The sequence below is a fragment of the Pseudoalteromonas lipolytica genome (assembly GCF_900116435.1).
Lineage (GTDB): Bacteria > Pseudomonadota > Gammaproteobacteria > Enterobacterales > Alteromonadaceae > Pseudoalteromonas > Pseudoalteromonas lipolytica.
Genome location: NZ_FPAZ01000017.1, coordinates 21315 through 40092, shown reverse-complemented (window position 1 = coordinate 40092; position 18778 = coordinate 21315). Strand labels below are relative to the sequence as shown.

The window sequence follows — 18778 nt, the reverse complement described above, 5'->3', positions numbered from 1 at the left end:
GCCTTAGCGATTTGGATATGACTATGCGCACAGAAAAAGTATTAATTGTTGAAGATGACCGAACTATACGACACTTGATCGCCACCCAGTTACAAAGCTTAAACCTACACATTGATGAAGCATGCAGTGCTGAATCAGCGATTAAAAAGCTTGCTAGCAATCACTATGGGCTTGTATTACTGGATATAAACTTGCCGCAGATGGATGGATTAAGTTTATGTCGAAAAGTTAAGGAACATTACCCAACTATCGCAGTCATTTTACTTACCGCTCTTAGCAGCGATATGGATAGAGTTATAGGGTTAGAAATGGGAGCAGATGATTATATTTGCAAACCTTTTTTCGCCAGAGAGTTACAGGCACGTATAAAAACCCAACTACGCCATCGCGCACAGCTTCTTATGGCACAATCAAGTAACGAGCAAACTGAGAAACAACCCATAATACAACTAGGCAAACTGCACATAGAATTTGCCAGCCACCAAGCATTTTTAGCTAACCAAGCAATTAACTTAACCGCCACCGAGTTTGATTTACTGGTGTATTTTGCCAAGCACCCGAACCACGTATTTAGCCGACAACAATTACTCGACCAAGTGTGGGGTTATCAACACAGTGGTTATGAGCATACAGTGAATTCACATATCAACCGTCTGCGGAGTAAATTTGAGCAATACCATCAAACACCATTTATAGAAACCGTCTGGGGTGTTGGCTATAAACTAAACCCTCGTCAGTTGAGTGCCAATTAATGCACTCGATGACCTTATATCAAAAGCTCGCATGGTCGTTCATATTTATTTTTAGCCTGTTGTGTGCACTGGTATTCAACTGGAATAAACAGCTGGAGCAAAGCGCCCAAGATCATGCACAACAAAACCTGCATTTACAGTTAGCTGAGCACCTAGTGAATGACAATCCATTAATTAAACAAGGTGTCTATGACTATAAAGCTTTGGAGAACTTATTTCATACCTTGATGATCCTCGGCCCGGCTTTTGAATTCTACTTTGTTGATTCAACCGGTAAGTTACTGACCTATTCGGCTAAACCTGGGCAAGTAATTAAACAAAAAATAAATCTCATCCCTATCAAAGAACTCATTAATAAAACGAGTACAACACCGATTTACGGTGATGATCCTCGCAGTAATACCCAAAAAATATTCTCTGCCGCGCCGGTTTATAACCAACAACAATTGCAAGGTTATTTGTACGTGATTATTGGTGGTCAAACCTTTGATACTTTACTTAATAATATTAAAAGTAATGACATTCTTAAGATTGGTGCAATAGGGTTTGTAGTTGCAGTCATTACGTTACTTATTATCATGCTTATTCTCTTTCGATTTTTTACCTTACCCCTCACGCAGCTAAATAACGAGATTTGCCAAATTAGAGCGGCAAATTACAGCTTAACAAAAATGACACAAAGCCCACGCTATTCGGGTAACAATGAAATAGGTAACTTAAGCAAAGGAGTTCATGGCATGTTGTCTCGCATTGATGAGCAATTAAAATCGTTACAACAGGCAGATAAACAGCGCCGCGAGTTACTCACTCACCTTTCGCATGATTTAAGAACACCGCTTGCTTCATTGCACGGATTTATTGAAGTAATAAAAAAACCCAAAAGTCATTTGAATGAACACGAAAAACAGCACTACTTAAGCCTTGCTATGGATAACTGCCAGCAGTTAAAACTGTTAATAGAACAAATTTTCGAACTAGCGCACTTAGAAAGTGGCCAAGTAAAAATAAACACAGAAACCTTTAATCTAGGAGAGCTTATTTATGATTGCCTGGCCAAGCTAGCATTAACTGCACAAAAAGCCGGCATAACTCTCCAGGTTATCCCTGAAATCTGCGACTTCACCGTGACCACGGATATTGCCAAACTAGAACGCATATTAACCAACCTGCTCGAAAATGCTATTCGCCATACTCCGGAAAAGGGCACTATCTCAATTAGCGTGTCACAGCAAAGTGAGCAACTTTACGTCACAGTATCAGACACGGGTATCGGCATACACGAAGACGAGTTACACGCGATCTTTGAGCCACATTATCAAGCACGAAACAGTATAAAACGAGGAACATCAGGGCTAGGGTTAGCAATATGCAAGCACTTACTAACCCTAATGAACAGTAATATCGAAGTAAATAGTACCTTAGGGAAAGGCAGCCAGTTTCGCTTTAACTTATCAAAATAGGCATCAATAAAAGCGCATTGATGCCTTTTTGCTTATTGTTGATAACCCGCTAAATCAAGCATAAAGGCATAGTACAAGGCGGTGTCTTGTAAGCTTTTAAAGCGTCCCGACGCCCCTCCATGCCCGGCTTCCATATCAGTTTTAAAGAGTACTAAATTGTTGTCTGTTTTGTATTCACGCAGTTTAGCAACCCACTTTGCAGGTTCGAAATATTGCACCTGCGAATCATGTAACCCCGTAGTGACCAACATATGAGGATAGGCTTGTTTTTTAACTTGATCATACGGTGAATATGACAGCATATAATCGTAAAATACTTTTTCATTCGGATTACCCCACTCGTCATATTCATTGGTTGTTAGTGGTAAACTTGTGTCTAACATCGTGGTGACTACATCAACAAATGGCACTGCAGCAATCACCCCGCTATAAAGCTCTGGCGCTTGATTAACGACCGCCCCCATTAATAACCCTCCGGCACTGCCTCCCATGGCAAATATGCGTTCTTTGTCACCATACTTTTGTGCAACTAAAGATTTAGTTACATCAATAAAGTCATTAAACGTATTTTTCTTATGAAGTAATTTGCCATCTTCATACCAAGGGCGACCTAGCATTTGAGAGCCACGAATATGTGCAATCGCAAACACAAAACCGCGGTCGAGTAAGCTCAAACGCGAGCTCGAAAAACGCGGATCCATCGTCGCACCATACGAACCATAACCGTATTGTAAAAGAGGATTACTGCCATCTTTTTTAAACTTATCTTTACGATAAACAAGGCTGACCGGTACATCAACACCATCACGGGTTGTTACATAGATACGCTCAGATGCATAGTTACTTGGCGTAAAGTCACCCAAAACGTTGCGCTGCTTAAGCACTGTTTTTTCGCCGCTTATAAGGTCGATATCGTAATGGGTATCTGGGGTTGTCATACTTGAGTAGTAAACACGTAAACGAGGATTATCCAGCTCAAAATTTCCATAGCTATCAACCATATAAGTTGGATCATTAAAAACAATCACTTGTTCATTTTGGTTTCGTAAGTCACGAATAGTTAAACGGGTTTGCCCCATTTCACGTTCCTTGTATACCAAATGATTCTTAAATAACTCGATATCTTCAAGTTTAACGTTATCCCTACCCGCAATCACCGTTTGCCAATGGCCTTTATCATGCGCTTGTGATTGATGTACCTTCATTAATTGAAAATTAACGGCATGTAGATTGGTGACTATGTAGTACCAATCCCCGTGCTTTTTAATACTATATTCAAGTTCTGGTTCACGCTCGATGAACCGCTTCGGCAAAGCACCTGTGTCATTTGCATCAATAACAGAGACACCAGAAGCACTAGTACTTTCATGATAAATATAGATCTTTTGATGGTCTTTACTCTTACCTATGCTGGTGTAATAGCGAGTATCTTTTTCTTCGTAAACCAGTTCATCATCAGCTTGTGGGGTGCCTAATGTATGGCGATAAACCTGATAACCTAATAACGTTTGTGGATCTTTTTTAATGTAGTAAAAAGTGCGGTTGTCATTTGCCCAAACAACATCTCCCTCACTCCCTTCTATCGTATCTGCCAGTCGCTCACCACTGACCAAGTCTTTCACTCTAATGGTATAAATACGCCGACTTAAAGTATCTTCACCGTATGCCAATAAATGCCCATTAGGGCTTACCTCTATGCCTGTTACAGCAAAGTAGTCATGCTCTTTAGCAAGTTCATTAACATCCAATATGACTTGTTGGTTGTTACCATCACTGGATTTGCTTCGCACATAAATTGGATACTCATCATCACCTCGCGTCTGCGATGAGTAATAATAGTCTCCCTTTTTGGTAGCCACAGAGTTATCGTCTTTCTCTATACGACTTTTAAGCTCATTAAAAAGTGTATCTTGCAGCGCTTTTGTATGCGCCATCGTGCGATCTACGTAAGTATTTTCAGCAGTGAGGTGGGCAATTACCGCCTCATTTTTACGCGCATCATCACGCATCCAGTAATAGTTATCGACACGCGTATCACCATGAATACTCATTTCATGGCGAATTTTTTTTGCAATAGGTGCCGCTATACCTGCATTTTCTGTAATACGTGATTGCTCAATATTATGTGCGGTATCAGGGACTTTATTACACGCCGTTAAAACGGCAAATGAGAGTGCTGCAAAGCAGAGAGAGTAACCAACGTTCATGAGATTCCTGTTGTATTTTTTATTATTCATCCTCCAATATAAGTAAAAACAGAGCAAGATATAAGCATGCTTTGTGAAGCAATGTAAAAAGGGAGCCGAAGCTCCCTTTATTAATTACAAATCAAGTCATTACTTTTGCTTGCGACGGCGCATAAATGCAAACGGTGCAGCTAGTAAAGTTAACCATGCTAATGAACCTGATGAAGACTTCTTCTTAGGTTTTTCAACCACTACGTCCTCTCTAGGATCTTGAGTAACAGCAATAGTAACTGTGACTGCTTCTGATTTATTACCAGCTGAATCAACCGCAGTTACAGAAACTTCGATAGAGCTTGTTTGCTCATAATCGATAATACCTGCAACCACCAACTCGCCAGCATCACTAATACCAATACTGTCACTGCCTGTCACTTCATACGACACGATTGGAGTAAGATCTGAGTCAGGATCAGTTGCTGTAATTGTACCAATGACCGTACCTTCAGTGGCATTCTCTTGAACAGAGAACTCACCTAAGTCCGCATCAATTACAGGATAAACTTCTTCAGGCTCATCTGCAACATTGATTACTTCAACAGTTATCATTGCAGGCTCAGAGATATTACCTGCAGAATCTACAGCAACGACTTCAAGCTCGATAGAAGTCAAGCCCGCATCGTAATCCAGCACATCTGCATTCATTACTACTACATCACCTTCAGCTGTCACTGAAACGGCTGTTGAGTTAGAACTAAGCACAATATACTCAGCAATAGGGTTAGCAAGAGCAGCCCCGTAAGTGGCCTCTAATGAACCAATCACAGTATCTACAGCAGTGTTTTCATCCACTGTAAAAGAAGCATCCTCAAGAACAGGAGCAACATCAGCGTCCTCACTTGGCGTAGCTACAAATGCTTTCGATCCTGAATCAGACAGGATCATGAAGTCTGCACCTGCGTTTAATAACGTTGCTGAAGCACCTGGCTCTAAAGAGCTAACTATTTCACCCGCTTCATCAACTAATGCTGCATACACATCATTAGATGCATCTTTAAACGTATAAGTCCCCATTGCAACATCGCCTGAGCCCGAAGCAATTGGTGTCCAAGTTTCTTCCTCTGTACGGAAACGTACATTTACTGTAGCTCTACCAACATCTTCTGCGGTTAAACCAAAATCACCTAAACAGCTTTGCATTGTTAAATGATTATTACCAATGATTTGATAAATATTGTTCAGCGCGCCAGAGCCACTTCCATAACCATGTGTAAAGGTAATTGCGGTACCAGGCTCAACATCATAGAACCATTCAAGTTTACCATTTTGAACTGTTACATCGTATGTACCATCTTGGTCTATATCGAAGTCAGCCATGAAGCCACCCACATAAGAATGCGTAATACCTTCGTTCATCACCATTGTAGTTAAAGTAACAAAACCGCTTGCACAGACTTCTGTTGGCACAGCAAACGTCTCAATTGACGCGCCCACTAAATCAAAGCGTTGGTCTTCATCTATGTCGTCAGTCATTACTGTTGGTGCAAATACAGGCTCAAGTGCCACTGCACCTGTATTAGTTAACGTATGAGCAAGGCCATTTTCTGTCATCACAGGAGTAAAGCTCATTGCAGCATTTGCTTTTGGTAATACGTGATACACAAGGTGGAATGCTTTTTCACTACCATCAGAGAAGACTAACGCACCATCAAGCTCTAAGTTTGTTAAATCAGCAGTGACTGCTTGTGAGCCAATGTTATCATCCGTCAGTGTCCATTCTGGTAATGTAGTAGGGTCAATCGTTGCTGTCACATCGAATGATAGCGTTTGACCTGCAGGAACAGTGATTGTCTCTGGGTAATCTAATGAGAATGAACCACGGTCAATATCATTTTGATAACGCTGTTCTAAAGAAAGCGAATACACTTTTACTTCATTCGAGAAGTTCTTAACTTGTACCGTTTTTGTTAAATTAACTGTTTCTGATGCATTCACTAAACCAAATGAAAGAGCCGCTTGTTTAGTATCTGCTGCCCAAGCTGCAACAGGTAAGTTAGCAGCTTTATTAACATCAACTAAACCTGCACCGATGTAACTAATTGGCGCAAGTTCAGCATCAGGGTTAAGTGCTAATGGCTCCATTGTTACGTTTAAGTTAGCGGTATTCATTAATGTTGCTTTAATTTCAAGTGCATTGCGCTCTGGTAATGCTTCTTTCAGTAAACTCACTGCACCAGCCGTGATAGGACCAGAGAACGAAGTACCTGTAGCCCCAGTTAAACCATCACCAAGACCTGGATGAGCCGTCATAATGTTCACGCCTGGTGCGGTAATTTCTGGTTTTAATAAACCGCCCATTGATGGGCCACGTGATGTAAAGTCTGCAATTGCACCAGACAATACTAAACGCTCAACAGTTAAGTTAAATGTTCCACCCGCTTTAAGCGCAGCACCCGCTGTAAATGTTACACCTACAGAAGGAATTGTGACCGCTGCATCAGCACCGCCCATAGGTGCTGGCGTGCCATCATCTGTATTATTTGCAATGACAACGAACTCAGCACCCTTTGCTTGAGCTGCTAATACTTTGACTGTGAATGCACACTCACCACGGTCAATAATCACACCTTTGCCAGTAAAATCAACTTCATCAGCAAATGCTTCACACGCTGCCTGATTTGCTTCTGGGTAAACTAATTCAATGTTGTCATTTGTGTAACTAAATGCAGTTTGTGGGCCAAAGCTAGCTGGCTGAACAATAGTTTCTTCACCGTTAACTGTACCGCTAGCAACTGACTGCTCTTCTGCAGGGTGAGTCATTGCTCCAACAGACAACGCATTCTCTGTTGTACTCGGACCACCAACAATAAATGGGTATGCACCATCATTACCCGCTGAAATAACCACGTTAGTGCCTAGCTTCACAGCCTCATTAATGAAAAGTCCAACCGCGTCGTTAGCAATGTCACCATAGTCACCACCTAAAGACATATTAATGACATCTACACGATCAGAAATATCACCATCACCATCAGGGTCCATCGCATTCTCTAACGCAAGTAATTGCGCCAGTCCAGGACAGTTAGCAGCACACACTGAATAAACAAATAAATCAACATTTGGTGCAATGCCATTCACAGAGTGAGATACATGCGTACCATGGTTTGTCGTTACATCAATAGGATCCGCATCATTATTAATGTAATCGAAACCACCAAGCACTTTTCCTTGCGGCCAATCAACAGTTGTAGGATCTGCAATGGCTGCTTCATAAGCTGCTTCAGTGCCTTCACCACCAAATGCAGTGTGCGTATAATCAATACCTGTATCTAGTACAGCAACACGTACACCTTGACCCGTCGCTAAGCCATTCGCTACAAGCGGAGTCGCTTCAATATAGTCAGCACTATCAGCTACATGTAGTTTGTAATCATAGACGGGATAAATACCTTCAACTTGCGGATTTGAAAGTAATTTTGCGATATCTTGTTTGTTACCATTCACAACAACCGAACTTACAAGTGTTGATGTCTTAGCTACGACTTGAACGGGTAAGTCCATACTCTGAATAGCTTGCTCAACGCTCGCCTGTGCTAATTTAGCTTGTGCCTGAACTGAGGCAACATCTGCCCCTAAACTTTTCGCACTAATAGTTGCTGGCGCATTTAATTTTATTAACCAACTAGTCACTTCGCTTTGAGTATTTTGTTCTTTTTTACTTACCGCACTCGGTTTAATTAATTCTTTACCTGCTAGATTATATTTTGAAAAATCATTCGCTTGCGCGCTGGCACATAGTGCACTTGTTACAGCTAAAGCAATCGTTGTTCTTTTTATTAGGTTATTAGACATGGGTTCCCCTGGGATATGTTATGTTATCGTCTAAATAGCAATTGAAACTACGTTTCAGTGCCAATATAAAACGTAAACATTAGTAGGAACAACATCTTGATTACACCATGATTACATATCAACTCAATAAAGAACCCGAAAAACAAATAAAACCTTGTTTTAAAAGAATATAAAAATAAAAACTCAGATGTAAACGTTTGTAAACGAAAGTAATATTTTTAGAGTAGAGTAAGGCACAATGAACTCAGAAGTCATTAACATACTAACTATGGCAAAGGTTATACAAACCGCTGTCGCTCCGGTCTTTTTAATCACCGGTATTGCGGCAACCTTAGGTGTTTTATCAAATCGTTTAGCGCGTATTACAGACCGCGCTAGGCAGTTAGAGCGAAAGCTAAAAGTCAGTACCGACGAAGAGTTCAATAAGTCACTGACCACAGAATTAAGAGCCCTGCTAAAACGTTCTCGCTGTATTCATATTGCATTTAGTGCAAGTGTATTAAGTGCTTTGCTCGTGTGCGCCGTGGTTATGTGTTTATTTTTATCACACATTCACTCTATCAACTTAAGTGTGACCATTGCGAGTTGCTTTGTGGCTGCGATGGCACTGCTCATTTGTGGCTTTTTATCGTTACTTGGCGAAGTTTTCTTAGCAACACGTAGCATGCGACGCGGGATGATCTTCGCTGACATTGATATTAATGATTAAATTAAACTTAAGTTAAGATTAACCGCATTACACTTGAATAAAACACCTAGCTAAGATACAACTCAAACAGTTTATCTTTATGACATCTAAAGGGGCAAAAGGAATGAAATTAAAACACTTAGTATTAGGTACCATGTTATCGACACTGGCACTAGGCGCAACAGCAAGCACCGTATTCGAAGAACCTAGCGACGCGATTGAATACCGCCAAGCTGCGTTTTCTATGATCCGTGTACAAATTGGTGATATGGGCGACATGTTAAAAGGAAAAGTCCCTTTTGATGCTGAGCGCTTCCAAATGCGAGCAAATAATGCTGCCGCTTTATCAAAAATGCCATGGGAAGCATTTGTTGCAGGTTCAGACAAAGGCGAAACATCAGCGCTTCCCGCGGTGTGGAACGATAACGACACTTTTATGAAAAAAGCAGTCGCTTTCCAGCAATATGCGGATGAACTTGCGGTTGCAGCAAAAAGTGGTGATCAGAAAGTAATTGGTAAAGCATTCGGTGCGTGGGCTAAAGGATGTAAAGACTGTCATAAGTCATTTAAAGACTAGTCAACGACATTAAAAAAGGCGCCGTCTGCGCCTTTTTTAACACTTAACTCACTTAACTCACTCAACTAAACAAATAACTTAATGGCTCAGCACCCCATGTGGTAAAGAGTACCACTAAACACAGCGCAAAAATAACGAATGCAAGCAAGGGTGATTTTGTCACAGGCTCAGTCACAGAAACTTGCTCACTACTGCCCGTCAGCATTGGTTTAACGAGGTTCTTGCCTTTAATACGATATATCACAATCGCAATTACATGCAGCACAATAGCATACAGCAAAATATCAAAGTTCAGGTGATGTAACCAACCTGCAAACTCAACCGTGTCCGTAGATACATATTTAACAAGCGGTCCATCGGTAAGTATGTCATCGCTGGTCATCAATCCTGAGCCTAGTTGCGCCAAAATTAATATAAAAAACGCGATGACCATATAGCTGCCGGCAGCCCCGTGACCAGCTTTATGCTCATTATTTTTAAATGACTTAATTGCCGCAATCGGTGAATGTATCAATGAGGACAGCTTGGCCGTTTTACTGCCAATAACCCCCCATATAAGACGCGTGATTATGAGCGCTAGCGTGAAATACCCGGTTGCAAAATGTAGCTCCAGCATGCCTTCTTCAGCACTAAAATAAAGCGTTGCAATTGCAACAACTAATAACCAATGAAAGCTTCTTATAAAGCCATCCCATACTTTCACTTTAGACATGATAACGCTCCCTATGAAATATACTCAAAGCACTTAAAAAGACCAGAACCGGTAAGGCATTGGGGTATACATTATTGCAAACTTCGGTTATTTTGACACGCCTCTATTACAGGTGTTTTGATCTGAGCCATAACAACAAGTAAGAGCGATAAAATGCAAAAACCTATTCTCAAAGCGTTATTAAAAGGCTTTTTCGACATGCTCCCGCTATGTTTAGCCGTCATCCCATGGGGCATTCTGTGTGGCTCTTTAGCAATCCAAAATGGTTTTAGTGCGTTTGAAACACAAGCAATGTCACTACTCGTATTTGCCGGTTCTGCGCAGTTAGTCGCGATTGAATTAATGGCTGGCAATACCCCCTTACTCACTATTTTATTTACCACGCTTATTATAAGTTCAAGACACTTTTTGTATGGCCTAGCCATCCGCCATAAAGTCATTGATCAACCATTTGGTTGGCGTTTACCTGTCAGCTTTGTTTTAACCGATGAGTTATTTGCTTTTTCGCATCACCCTAAAGCCTACCAAACAAAGCTGCGCCTTATTTATGCTTTAAGTGCTGGCTTTAGTTTTTATATCGCATGGAACATATGGACATTGCTTGGTATTGTTGCTGGCAGCTTATTGCCCGATTTAACAAACCTAGGCCTTGATTTTGCTATTGCCGCCACTTTTATTGCATTAGTGGTGCCAGGGGTGAAAAACCTCGCAACTCTTGCCACCGTCGTCACCGCAGGAGTCGTTGCAACCCTCCTTAAAAGCCACGGTTTTCAGTTATGGTTAGTAACAGCAGCACTGATTGCTATGTCGGTTGGGTACGCAATTAGCCGCTGGCAAGCAAAAGAGGAGCATAGTGCATGATGACCACGATTGTATTAATGGCGTGTATTACTTTTTTTACGCGTTACTTGTTTCTACACCGCGCTTTGCCTTTTAAGGTAGGCCCTAAAATGCAGCAGTTTTTGAGTTTTAGTGCTCCTGCCGTGCTCACTGCTATTTGGGTGCCCATTGTATTTATTAATGATGAAGGGATTAATTTAGATTGGCAAAATCCCTACCTAATTGCTGCGGTACTTTCCGTTATTGTGGCTTACAAAACACACAACATTTACTACACAACACTGGCAGGGATGGGATTATTTATAATCTTGAGCTAACGCAACTTATACGCTGGCGAGCAAAATAGCGCGGCTTTTCTCAAGTGTCACTTGCTCACGCTCACCCAGAGCAGTCATGCCATGGCGCTCTAACTGCGCAACAAGCTTATCTGCCACACTGTCGTCTAAGTTATAATCGCTCAAACGTGTTGGCATTTTAACACTGTGGAAGAAAGCTTCCGTTGCAGCTATCGCGTGTTCAATTGCCGCCTCTTCATTGGTAATATCCAGTCCCAGCACACGTTCTGCATATTGTAGTAACTTACCGCGCTTAGTGTCTTTTTGCTCAGCCATCATGCGTGGTAATACAATCGCTAGGGTTTGCGCATGATCAAGGCCGTACACTGCTGTCATTTCATGCCCTATCATATGTGTTGCCCAATCTTGAGGTACGCCCGCACCAATCAACCCATTTAATGCCATTGTTGCTGACCACATAATATTAGCGCGCACCTGATAATTTTCTGGCTCTGAGAATGCTTTAGGCCCTTCTTCAATGAGGGTCATTAAAATTCCTTCGGCAAAGCGGTCTTGCAACTTTGCACCTACATCATACGTAAGGTATTGCTCCATAGTATGTACAAATGCGTCAACAATCCCGTTAGTCACTTGGCGCTCTGGTAATGAAAACGTTACTGCGGGGTCAAGTACCGCAAAACGAGGGCGCACATACTCACTGGCAAATGGAAGTTTATCGTGAGTTTCAAGGTTTGAGACAACACTAAAGGTATTCGACTCAGACCCCGTTGCAGGCAAGGTCAGTACCACACCGAGTGCAACCGCCGATTTTACTTCTGCGCCGTTTGCTAAAATATCCCAAGGCTCACCCGTGAATTCAGCCGCAGCGGCAATAAACTTACTGCCATCAACCACAGAACCCCCACCTACAGCCAGAATGAAATCAATCTGCTTTTCTTTAACAAGCTCTACGGCTTTCATACAGGTTTGGTAACTTGGGTTTGGCTCAATACCTGCAAACTCAAACCACGTATGCTCACTTAATGCTGCTTTAACCTGATCATAAACGCCATTTTTCTTAATGCTGCCACCACCATAAGTGACGAGTACTTTGGCATTTTTAGGGATTTCTGACTGAATCTCTTTAATCTGTTGCTCACCAAAATGAATCTTGGTTGGGTTTTCAAAACTAAAATTTAACATGTGGCTTCCTCATCGTTGATGTGAGTTTTTATCAGAGAATAAACCATTTTAGTTATTTTTATATAGGGATAAAGCGGTAAAATAGATAATCACTTTTGCAGTAATGCAACAATAATTAACGTAAACTCACACTAGCTAGAAATCTTAGGATATGAATATGTGGCAAGGTTTAGACGAATTTTTATATGTTGTTGAGCAAGGGAGCTTTACCCATGCAGCCAAGGCGATGGAGGTCTCTACTTCACATATTAGTAGGCAAATTCAACAACTTGAAAACCGCTTAGGGTCAGTCCTTTTTCAGCGTACCACGCGAAAAATAAGCCTGACAGAGGCCGGAAAAGAATATGCGATCAAACTTAAAGCAATCCGGCAAGAGCTTATCGATGCGAATAACCAGTTACAGGGTGAGCAACGCCAACCTAAAGGGCTTATTCGTATCACAGGTGCCGGTGAATTTGTTGCCAATCAAGTTGCACCGAAAGTTGCCGAATTTGTCAAACGCTACCCAGAGGTCGAAGTCGAAATCGACTTCAATAGCCGTAATGTCAATTTAGTTGAAGAGGGCTTTGACTTAGCCGTTCGTTTTGGCCGCATGGAAGACTCCAATCTTATCGCCAGACCTCTTTGCAAGCGAATAATGACGCTTGTCGCAAGCCCTGAATACCTAGCCAACCATCCACGCTTAACGCACCCTTATGAGTTGACTGAACACAATTGCCTAATCGCGATGAGAAAACGTTGGCGTTTTAACATTGATGAACACATCAAAGAAGTCCGTATAAATGGCAATTGGCGCAGCAATCACCCTCAAGCCATTCTAAGTGCAGCTATTGCTGGCATCGGAATCGCGCATTTGGCACACGACATTGTTGAGCCCTATATTGCAAAAGGGCAACTTGTAACAGTGCTGGATGACTTTCAAGTCAGCGACAACGCCTCTTGGTTGGTGTATCCGCGCAAAGATCTCTTGCCTTACCGCGTACGTTTACTAATTGAGCACCTTACCAATGAATTCGCTGAATAAAATTCACACTTTCAGAAATAAGGCAAGCGGGTTAGAATCAATCAAATAATAATAAAAAGTCACTATTATGAACGAATTTTATCAACTCTCAGCAACCAACTTACAAGGCCAAACGGTTCACTTTTCTGATTTCGAAAATAAAGTCGTTTTAGTCGTCAATACAGCGAGCAAGTGTGGTTTTACACCACAATACGAAGGCCTGCAAAAATTGCACGAAAAATACCATGATCAAGGCCTCATTATTATCGGCTTTCCGTGTAATCAGTTTGGTAAACAAGAGCCCGGTGACACAAAAGAAATCAAGGAAGGCTGCCTCATCAACTATGGCGTGAGTTTCTTAATGATGAGTAAGGTGGATGTCAATGGTGAACATGCTCACCCTGTCTTTAGGCACCTAAAATCAGAATTACCGGGCTTTATCACCCGTAAAATAAAGTGGAACTTTACAAAGTTTCTGATTGGTAGGGATGGTAAAGCGATTAAACGATTCGCGCCCCTCACTAAACCAGAACACATCGAGTCTGCAATTATTACGGCACTGAGCAAATAAACCTCGAATCAAAAAGCAATAAAGAGGCAATAGCCTCTTTATCTAAATTTATGCTTAGTCGTTCATGTACTCATCAAAGTCGTCTTCGCCTAAGTTTCTGCGCAAGCGTTTTTGCTCAAGATAGTCTTCCAACTTCTTCTTAACGCGTTGCTTTTTCTTGTCGTGTTGATTACGCCCGACCATTTCGTACTCGTCTTCAACAAAATCGTCATCTAGCGCATCATAACTAAATGTCTTACCCACAACCCACTCCATAAAGTGTTTGAGACCAATTCAGGAGATTAAAATTTGCTCTGTGAATTGGCAAAGATTAAAAAGCTCAGTGGTTATTTAGTATGTAAAAAACCACCAAAATAAAGCCACACCGCCATGCTAAAGTGGCGATATGTCAATATTGTGAATAAATAGCGCTAAATTTGATTTCTGAAAAGTGAGAGTTTTTTATCGTTTCGATAAAACACATTTATCCATGTATGTTTTTTAGTTAATTTGACTAAAAAATGGTTAAAAAACCAAACAGCTTTCATTTTAAAAAACCTCAAAAACAACATAACTCAATGAAAATAAACACAATAAAAACCTTGGCATTAAGTTTGATTATTTATTTTCGTCATTTCAAACAGGAAAGAAAAAAATGAAAAAGTTATTGTTAGTAAGTTCTTTATTTATCGCAACCAGCGCTATGGCTCATAACGATAATGATACGCATATTTCATTCAGTGGTGAGCAATGTGATGTTGAGTTCAAGAACGATGTTCGCATCACGCCAAACGAATTAGAAGTGTTCACTGCTGATAACAGCACAATGAAAATCATTGATCAAAATAACTTATACATTGATGGCGAAAACATCTCGCTGAATGCATCTCAACAACAAGCTATTGCAAATTACTCAGATAGCTTACGTAGCCAACTACCCGAAGTGGCAAACATTGCTCTAGAGGGTGTGAAAATTGCCGGTGTTGCAATTGAAGAAGTGGCAAACGCATTCAACATTAGTGGCTTTGATGACATCTCTGAATTAATGGATGAGATTAGTGTAGAAGTGCAAAATACCTTTTACCAACAAGGTGCATTCACCATGGGTCAGCAAAGTTTTGAAAAGTTTGGTCAAAATTTTGATGAACAATTCGACCAACAAATTGAGTCTGCAGTTGAATCGGCAATGATGCAATCAATGGGCAGTATTTTAGTTGCACTAGGCTCTGAGCTTCTTGGCTCGGGTGGTGACATGGACACGTTTGAACAGCGCATGGAAAACATGGGTGAACAAATCGAAGCGCGTGTAGAAACACAAGCAGCGCAACTTGAAAAACGTGCCGACGCATTGTGTGGCAGCTTTGCCGATATTGCTCACAAAGAGCAACAGCTCGTTGCTTTAGTGCCACAACTCAAAGAATACCAACTGTTCACGTTCAAACAGAACACCCTGTAATGCATTAACATCCCTGAACCAATCTACTTGGTCTTATGGCGCAGAGCTTGCTCTGCGCTTTTTTTATTTTTTTGCAAGTACGGTTAGTTGTGACAACGTTTTGACTGCGTCTTCCAAACGCTCTGACCAAGGCAAACCATAGCTTAATCGAAAACAGCTGCGGTATTTTTTCCCCGCCGAAAAAATAAGCCCAGGAGTAATACTAATCCCCGCATCTAATGCTAAATGGAATAGTTTAACGGCATCATATTGACTCCCTAAGTCCACCCAAATAACACACCCTCCCTGCGGGTTACTAATACGTGCACAACTTGGCATATATTGCTGCAGGCACCAAATCATTCGCTCTTTGTTAGCACTTAGTCGCTGGCGTAATAAACGAATATTTCTGTCGTATTCACCACTGGCAATAAATTCATACAAGGTCCATTGATTGATCAATGGCGCTGAGCAGCTCAAGGCTCGTTTAAAACGTCTGGCTTGTTCAGCAAACTGGCCCGCAATAATCCAACCAATCCGATAACTCGGTGCAGCCGTTTTTGAAAATGAGGCGCAGGTGATCACCAATCCTTTTTTAGAGTAAGCCTGCGCTGGTGTAGCACGTTTTGCGGTGTAATGTAGATCACCGTATACATCATCCTCTATCAGCACAACATCACGAGCCTCAAGTAAAGCGACCAGCTGTTCACGCTTACTATCAGGCATAAAACTCCCCACAGGGTTATTCAATGAGGTAGAGAACACGCATGCTTTTATATCATGCTCATCTAGCGCCTGTTGTAAGTCATCTAACCAAATGCCTTCATCTGGGCATAGTGGGATTTCCAGCGCTTTCAATCCTAAACTTTCAATTAACTCAATGATGCCAAAGTAACAAGGTGATTCAATCGCAATCACATCACCAGGTTTTGCCACGCATTTTAGTGCAATGGCAAGCGCTTCTTGTGCCCCATTGGTGATCACCAATTCATCGCTCGCCACACCAATTCCGAAATCTAAATAACGATGAATCAATTGCTTTTTTAACGGAGCAAAGCCATCCATCGGCCCATAATTAATTACCGTAGCTCCGGCCAATGTCATCACTCGGCGCATCGTTCGTGCTAATGCTTTATCGGTGGGTGCCGCAGCAATTGGATTAGCAATACCAAACGGGACAACATTGGCTTTGTGAATTGCGCTATAAACTTGCTCTATCAGCGCTTGCTTGTTGACAGTCATTGGCTCGCGGCTTAATTTCACGCGCTTGGGTCTTGATTGATTTAACTGCGATGATTTTAAAAAGTATCCCGACTTCTCTCTCGCTTCAATCAACCCTTGCCCCTCAAGAAGCTGATAGGCCTGCTTAACGGTAGGAATACTGACATTAAGCTTTTCAGCCATTTTTCGCAATGAAGGGAGTTTTTCTCCGGGTAATAACGATCCCTGTGACGATAAATCTCTTACTAACTGAGTCACTTGCTGATACAAGAACTGACTGTTACTGCGACTGATCACTTGTGACATAGCTCACCAAACTGTATAGGTTGCATTTGTAGTTTTCTGTATATGTTAAGTATACAGAATCAAATTAAAATAAACACACTTACCCTATTTAGGCAATAAAGATGAAAAGCGCCGCTCTTTACCTTGCAACTGTATTGATCTGGGGATCAACGTGGCTGGCTATTGAGTTTCAACTAGGTGATGTCGCCGTTGAAATTTCTTTGTTCTATCGTTTTGCAATTGCCGCCATTTTAATGTGGGCATTTGTGTTATTTAAAAACCTGCCGATGCGTTATTCATGGCGTGATCATGGTTTTTTTACCCTACTGGCATTATTTAACTTTGGTTTGAACTACCTAACACTGTATTGGGCACAAAATTACCTTAGTTCTGCCATGGCCTCCATTGCATTCTCAATGCTATTAGTGATGAATATTATTAATACCCGACTGTTTTTTTCGAAACCAATCGCCAAGCGAATTTACGTTGGCGCATTGTTAGGCGTTTTGGGTATCGCCAGCTTGTTTTGGCCACAAATTCAGCAGTTCGACTTGAGTAATGGTACGTTGGTCGGGTTACTGCTTGCGCTGTCAGGGACCTTTGTGGCTTCATTAGGTAATATGATCAGCGTCCGCAATTCTCAGCGTGATATTGGCGTTATGCAGGGGAATGCATGGGGCATGCTTTACAGTGCTATTGGCTTAGCCGTGTATGTATTAATAAGCGACGTGCAACTGACATTCACTGCACCTGCAAGTTACTGGGTATCGCTACTTTACTTAGCCATATTTGGCACTGTCATCGCATTTGCTTGTTATTTTGCGCTATTGAAAAATATTGGTCCCGAGCGCGCCAGTTACGTCATTGTATTATTTCCTCTGGTGGCAGTCGTACTGAGTACATTGTTTGAAGGGTTTGAGTGGCAAACCAACACATTTATAGGGTTTAGTTTAGTGCTATTTGGCAATGCCATTGTATTAACGCCCACACAACGAATTAAAGCGTTTTTTGCTACAAGAAATAGCCTGCAAAATCGCTCTGTCCCCAGTTAGAAGTGATTATGTCACCTCTAACACCAAGCGCCTGCTAAAAATAGCAGGCGCTTTTTTATGGTAAATGAAAACGTAATGCTTGGTGATACATGACAACTTTTGCAGGTGTCACACCGACCAACTCGCCATCAGCCTCTATTAGCAAACCGGCAGTGTGTATTTCGGCACGAGACAAACGGCAGTATTGAAGCTCGTTTAAGTTATGATGTTTTACAAAAATGAGATGTAAAAAACTGCGTAAATTCTTCACTAAGTTACCTGCTGGCATGCGATAACACTCAAGCTCTCCATCATTCAATATGGCATGAGGCGCAATTTTTAAGCCTCCACCAAAATAATGATGGTTAGCAAATAAAGTCACTAAATTAGTGAACTCTTCATGCTTGTCGGCAAATACCCCTGATAAAGACTTTGCTTGAAAAGAAAATAACTGTTTAATGCCCTGCCATAGATAACCAAACGCAGTAAACCGCCCCACTTGATTTAATTGACTAACAACATCCGCATCAAAACCGACCCCAGCCACATTAATAAAATACCGCTGATTAATTTTCCCAACATCAATTAACTGAGTATGGCCTGAAAAGACAGCGTCTCGCCATTGTTGCGGCTTAAAAGCAAAGCCTCGCGCAAAGTCATTACCGGTCCCTGCTGGCAATAAGGCAATTGAACAATCACAACCAAACAGCA

At 41.5% G+C, this 18778-nt stretch carries 17 protein-coding genes; 10 read left to right on the top strand and 7 right to left on the bottom strand.

The features are described 5' to 3' along the window. The first annotated feature begins 23 nt into the window (after positions 1-23). Positions 24-752: a response regulator transcription factor gene (locus BM378_RS16405; protein WP_074989615.1), complete on the top strand. Its 729-nt coding sequence runs from the start codon at positions 24-26 to the stop codon at positions 750-752. An 8-nt stretch (positions 753-760) separates the two neighbouring features. Continuing rightward, positions 761-2212, top strand: a complete 1452-nt coding sequence (locus tag BM378_RS16400) for a sensor histidine kinase (RefSeq protein WP_074989632.1) — start codon at positions 761-763, stop codon at positions 2210-2212. A gap of 32 nt (positions 2213-2244) precedes the next feature. Here the strand turns inward: BM378_RS16400 and BM378_RS16395 are convergent, their stop codons facing one another. Both BM378_RS16395 and BM378_RS16390 read right to left on the bottom strand, forming a co-directional pair. Next, positions 2245-4419, bottom strand: a complete 2175-nt coding sequence (locus tag BM378_RS16395) for a S9 family peptidase (protein WP_036974377.1) — start codon at positions 4417-4419, stop codon at positions 2245-2247. Positions 4420-4548: 129 nt separating this feature from the next. Then, a complete protein-coding gene (locus BM378_RS16390) occupies positions 4549-8247 on the bottom strand; it encodes a S8 family serine peptidase (protein WP_074989614.1) in 3699 nt (1232 codons plus the stop codon). A 238-nt stretch (positions 8248-8485) separates the two neighbouring features. Between BM378_RS16390 and BM378_RS16385 the strand changes: the two genes are divergently transcribed. Beyond that, positions 8486-8956 carry a DUF2721 domain-containing protein gene (locus BM378_RS16385; RefSeq protein ID WP_036974373.1) on the top strand — a complete coding sequence of 157 codons (471 nt, stop codon included), beginning with the start codon at positions 8486-8488 and terminating at the stop codon, positions 8954-8956. A 103-nt stretch (positions 8957-9059) separates the two neighbouring features. Then, positions 9060-9512, top strand: coding sequence for a c-type cytochrome (locus tag BM378_RS16380; RefSeq protein ID WP_074989613.1), 453 nt, complete (start codon positions 9060-9062; stop codon positions 9510-9512). 61 nt (positions 9513-9573) lie between these two features. On the opposite strand, the gene BM378_RS16375 is transcribed toward BM378_RS16380, so the two are convergent. Beyond that, positions 9574-10224: a cytochrome b/b6 domain-containing protein gene (locus BM378_RS16375; protein WP_074989612.1), complete on the bottom strand. Its 651-nt coding sequence runs from the start codon at positions 10222-10224 to the stop codon at positions 9574-9576. 153 nt (positions 10225-10377) lie between these two features. Between BM378_RS16375 and BM378_RS16370 the strand changes: the two genes are divergently transcribed. Continuing rightward, entirely contained in the window at positions 10378-11085 is a 708-nt protein-coding gene (locus BM378_RS16370; protein WP_036974367.1) for an AzlC family ABC transporter permease, read from the top strand. Continuing rightward, a complete protein-coding gene (locus BM378_RS16365; protein WP_074989611.1) occupies positions 11082-11381 on the top strand; it encodes an AzlD domain-containing protein in 300 nt (99 codons plus the stop codon). Before BM378_RS16370 ends, BM378_RS16365 begins: the two co-directional genes overlap by 4 nt. Positions 11382-11387: 6 nt before the next feature. On the opposite strand, the gene BM378_RS16360 is transcribed toward BM378_RS16365, so the two are convergent. Next, positions 11388-12542, bottom strand: coding sequence for an iron-containing alcohol dehydrogenase (locus BM378_RS16360; RefSeq protein ID WP_036974363.1), 1155 nt, complete (start codon positions 12540-12542; stop codon positions 11388-11390). A 157-nt stretch (positions 12543-12699) separates the two neighbouring features. On the opposite strand from BM378_RS16360, the gene BM378_RS16355 reads away from it, so the two are divergent. Continuing rightward, positions 12700-13566, top strand: a complete 867-nt coding sequence (locus BM378_RS16355) for a LysR family transcriptional regulator (RefSeq protein ID WP_051501983.1) — start codon at positions 12700-12702, stop codon at positions 13564-13566. 67 nt (positions 13567-13633) lie between these two features. Continuing rightward, entirely contained in the window at positions 13634-14116 is a 483-nt protein-coding gene (locus BM378_RS16350) for a glutathione peroxidase (protein ID WP_036974359.1), read from the top strand. 54 nt (positions 14117-14170) lie between these two features. On the opposite strand, the gene BM378_RS16345 is transcribed toward BM378_RS16350, so the two are convergent. Next, a complete protein-coding gene (locus BM378_RS16345) occupies positions 14171-14359 on the bottom strand; it encodes a PA3496 family putative envelope integrity protein (RefSeq protein ID WP_036974357.1) in 189 nt (62 codons plus the stop codon). A gap of 391 nt (positions 14360-14750) precedes the next feature. Between BM378_RS16345 and BM378_RS16340 the strand changes: the two genes are divergently transcribed. Next, complete coding sequence (locus BM378_RS16340; protein ID WP_036974355.1) at positions 14751-15551, top strand: YggN family protein; 801 nt, start codon at positions 14751-14753, stop codon at positions 15549-15551. Between the two features lie 63 nt (positions 15552-15614). Here the strand turns inward: BM378_RS16340 and BM378_RS16335 are convergent, their stop codons facing one another. Further along, positions 15615-17048: an aminotransferase-like domain-containing protein gene (locus BM378_RS16335; RefSeq protein ID WP_036974457.1), complete on the bottom strand. Its 1434-nt coding sequence runs from the start codon at positions 17046-17048 to the stop codon at positions 15615-15617. Between the two features lie 110 nt (positions 17049-17158). Here BM378_RS16335 and BM378_RS16330 point away from each other — a divergent pair, with 110 nt between their 5' ends. Next, positions 17159-18088 (top strand): DMT family transporter, encoded by a 930-nt coding sequence (locus tag BM378_RS16330; protein ID WP_036974353.1) that lies wholly within the window; start codon positions 17159-17161, stop codon positions 18086-18088. A gap of 55 nt (positions 18089-18143) precedes the next feature. Here the strand turns inward: BM378_RS16330 and BM378_RS16325 are convergent, their stop codons facing one another. Continuing rightward, entirely contained in the window at positions 18144-18746 is a 603-nt protein-coding gene (locus BM378_RS16325; RefSeq protein WP_074989610.1) for a diacylglycerol/lipid kinase family protein, read from the bottom strand. Positions 18747-18778: the final 32 nt, after the last annotated feature.

What these genes read in the sequence shown, in the direction of transcription:
- BM378_RS16405 (WP_074989615.1), top strand. Translation starts at nt 24, where the DNA reads ATGCGCACAGAAAAAGTATTAATTGTTGAAGATGACCGAACTATACGA.
- BM378_RS16400 (WP_074989632.1), top strand. Translation starts at nt 761, where the DNA reads ATGACCTTATATCAAAAGCTCGCATGGTCGTTCATATTTATTTTTAGC.
- BM378_RS16395 (WP_036974377.1), bottom strand. Translation starts at nt 4,419, where the DNA reads ATGAACGTTGGTTACTCTCTCTGCTTTGCAGCACTCTCATTTGCCGTT.
- BM378_RS16390 (WP_074989614.1), bottom strand. Translation starts at nt 8,247, where the DNA reads ATGTCTAATAACCTAATAAAAAGAACAACGATTGCTTTAGCTGTAACA.
- BM378_RS16385 (WP_036974373.1), top strand. Translation starts at nt 8,486, where the DNA reads ATGAACTCAGAAGTCATTAACATACTAACTATGGCAAAGGTTATACAA.
- BM378_RS16380 (WP_074989613.1), top strand. Translation starts at nt 9,060, where the DNA reads ATGAAATTAAAACACTTAGTATTAGGTACCATGTTATCGACACTGGCA.
- BM378_RS16375 (WP_074989612.1), bottom strand. Translation starts at nt 10,224, where the DNA reads ATGTCTAAAGTGAAAGTATGGGATGGCTTTATAAGAAGCTTTCATTGG.
- BM378_RS16370 (WP_036974367.1), top strand. Translation starts at nt 10,378, where the DNA reads ATGCAAAAACCTATTCTCAAAGCGTTATTAAAAGGCTTTTTCGACATG.
- BM378_RS16365 (WP_074989611.1), top strand. Translation starts at nt 11,082, where the DNA reads ATGATGACCACGATTGTATTAATGGCGTGTATTACTTTTTTTACGCGT.
- BM378_RS16360 (WP_036974363.1), bottom strand. Translation starts at nt 12,542, where the DNA reads ATGTTAAATTTTAGTTTTGAAAACCCAACCAAGATTCATTTTGGTGAG.
- BM378_RS16355 (WP_051501983.1), top strand. Translation starts at nt 12,700, where the DNA reads ATGTGGCAAGGTTTAGACGAATTTTTATATGTTGTTGAGCAAGGGAGC.
- BM378_RS16350 (WP_036974359.1), top strand. Translation starts at nt 13,634, where the DNA reads ATGAACGAATTTTATCAACTCTCAGCAACCAACTTACAAGGCCAAACG.
- BM378_RS16340 (WP_036974355.1), top strand. Translation starts at nt 14,751, where the DNA reads ATGAAAAAGTTATTGTTAGTAAGTTCTTTATTTATCGCAACCAGCGCT.
- BM378_RS16330 (WP_036974353.1), top strand. Translation starts at nt 17,159, where the DNA reads ATGAAAAGCGCCGCTCTTTACCTTGCAACTGTATTGATCTGGGGATCA.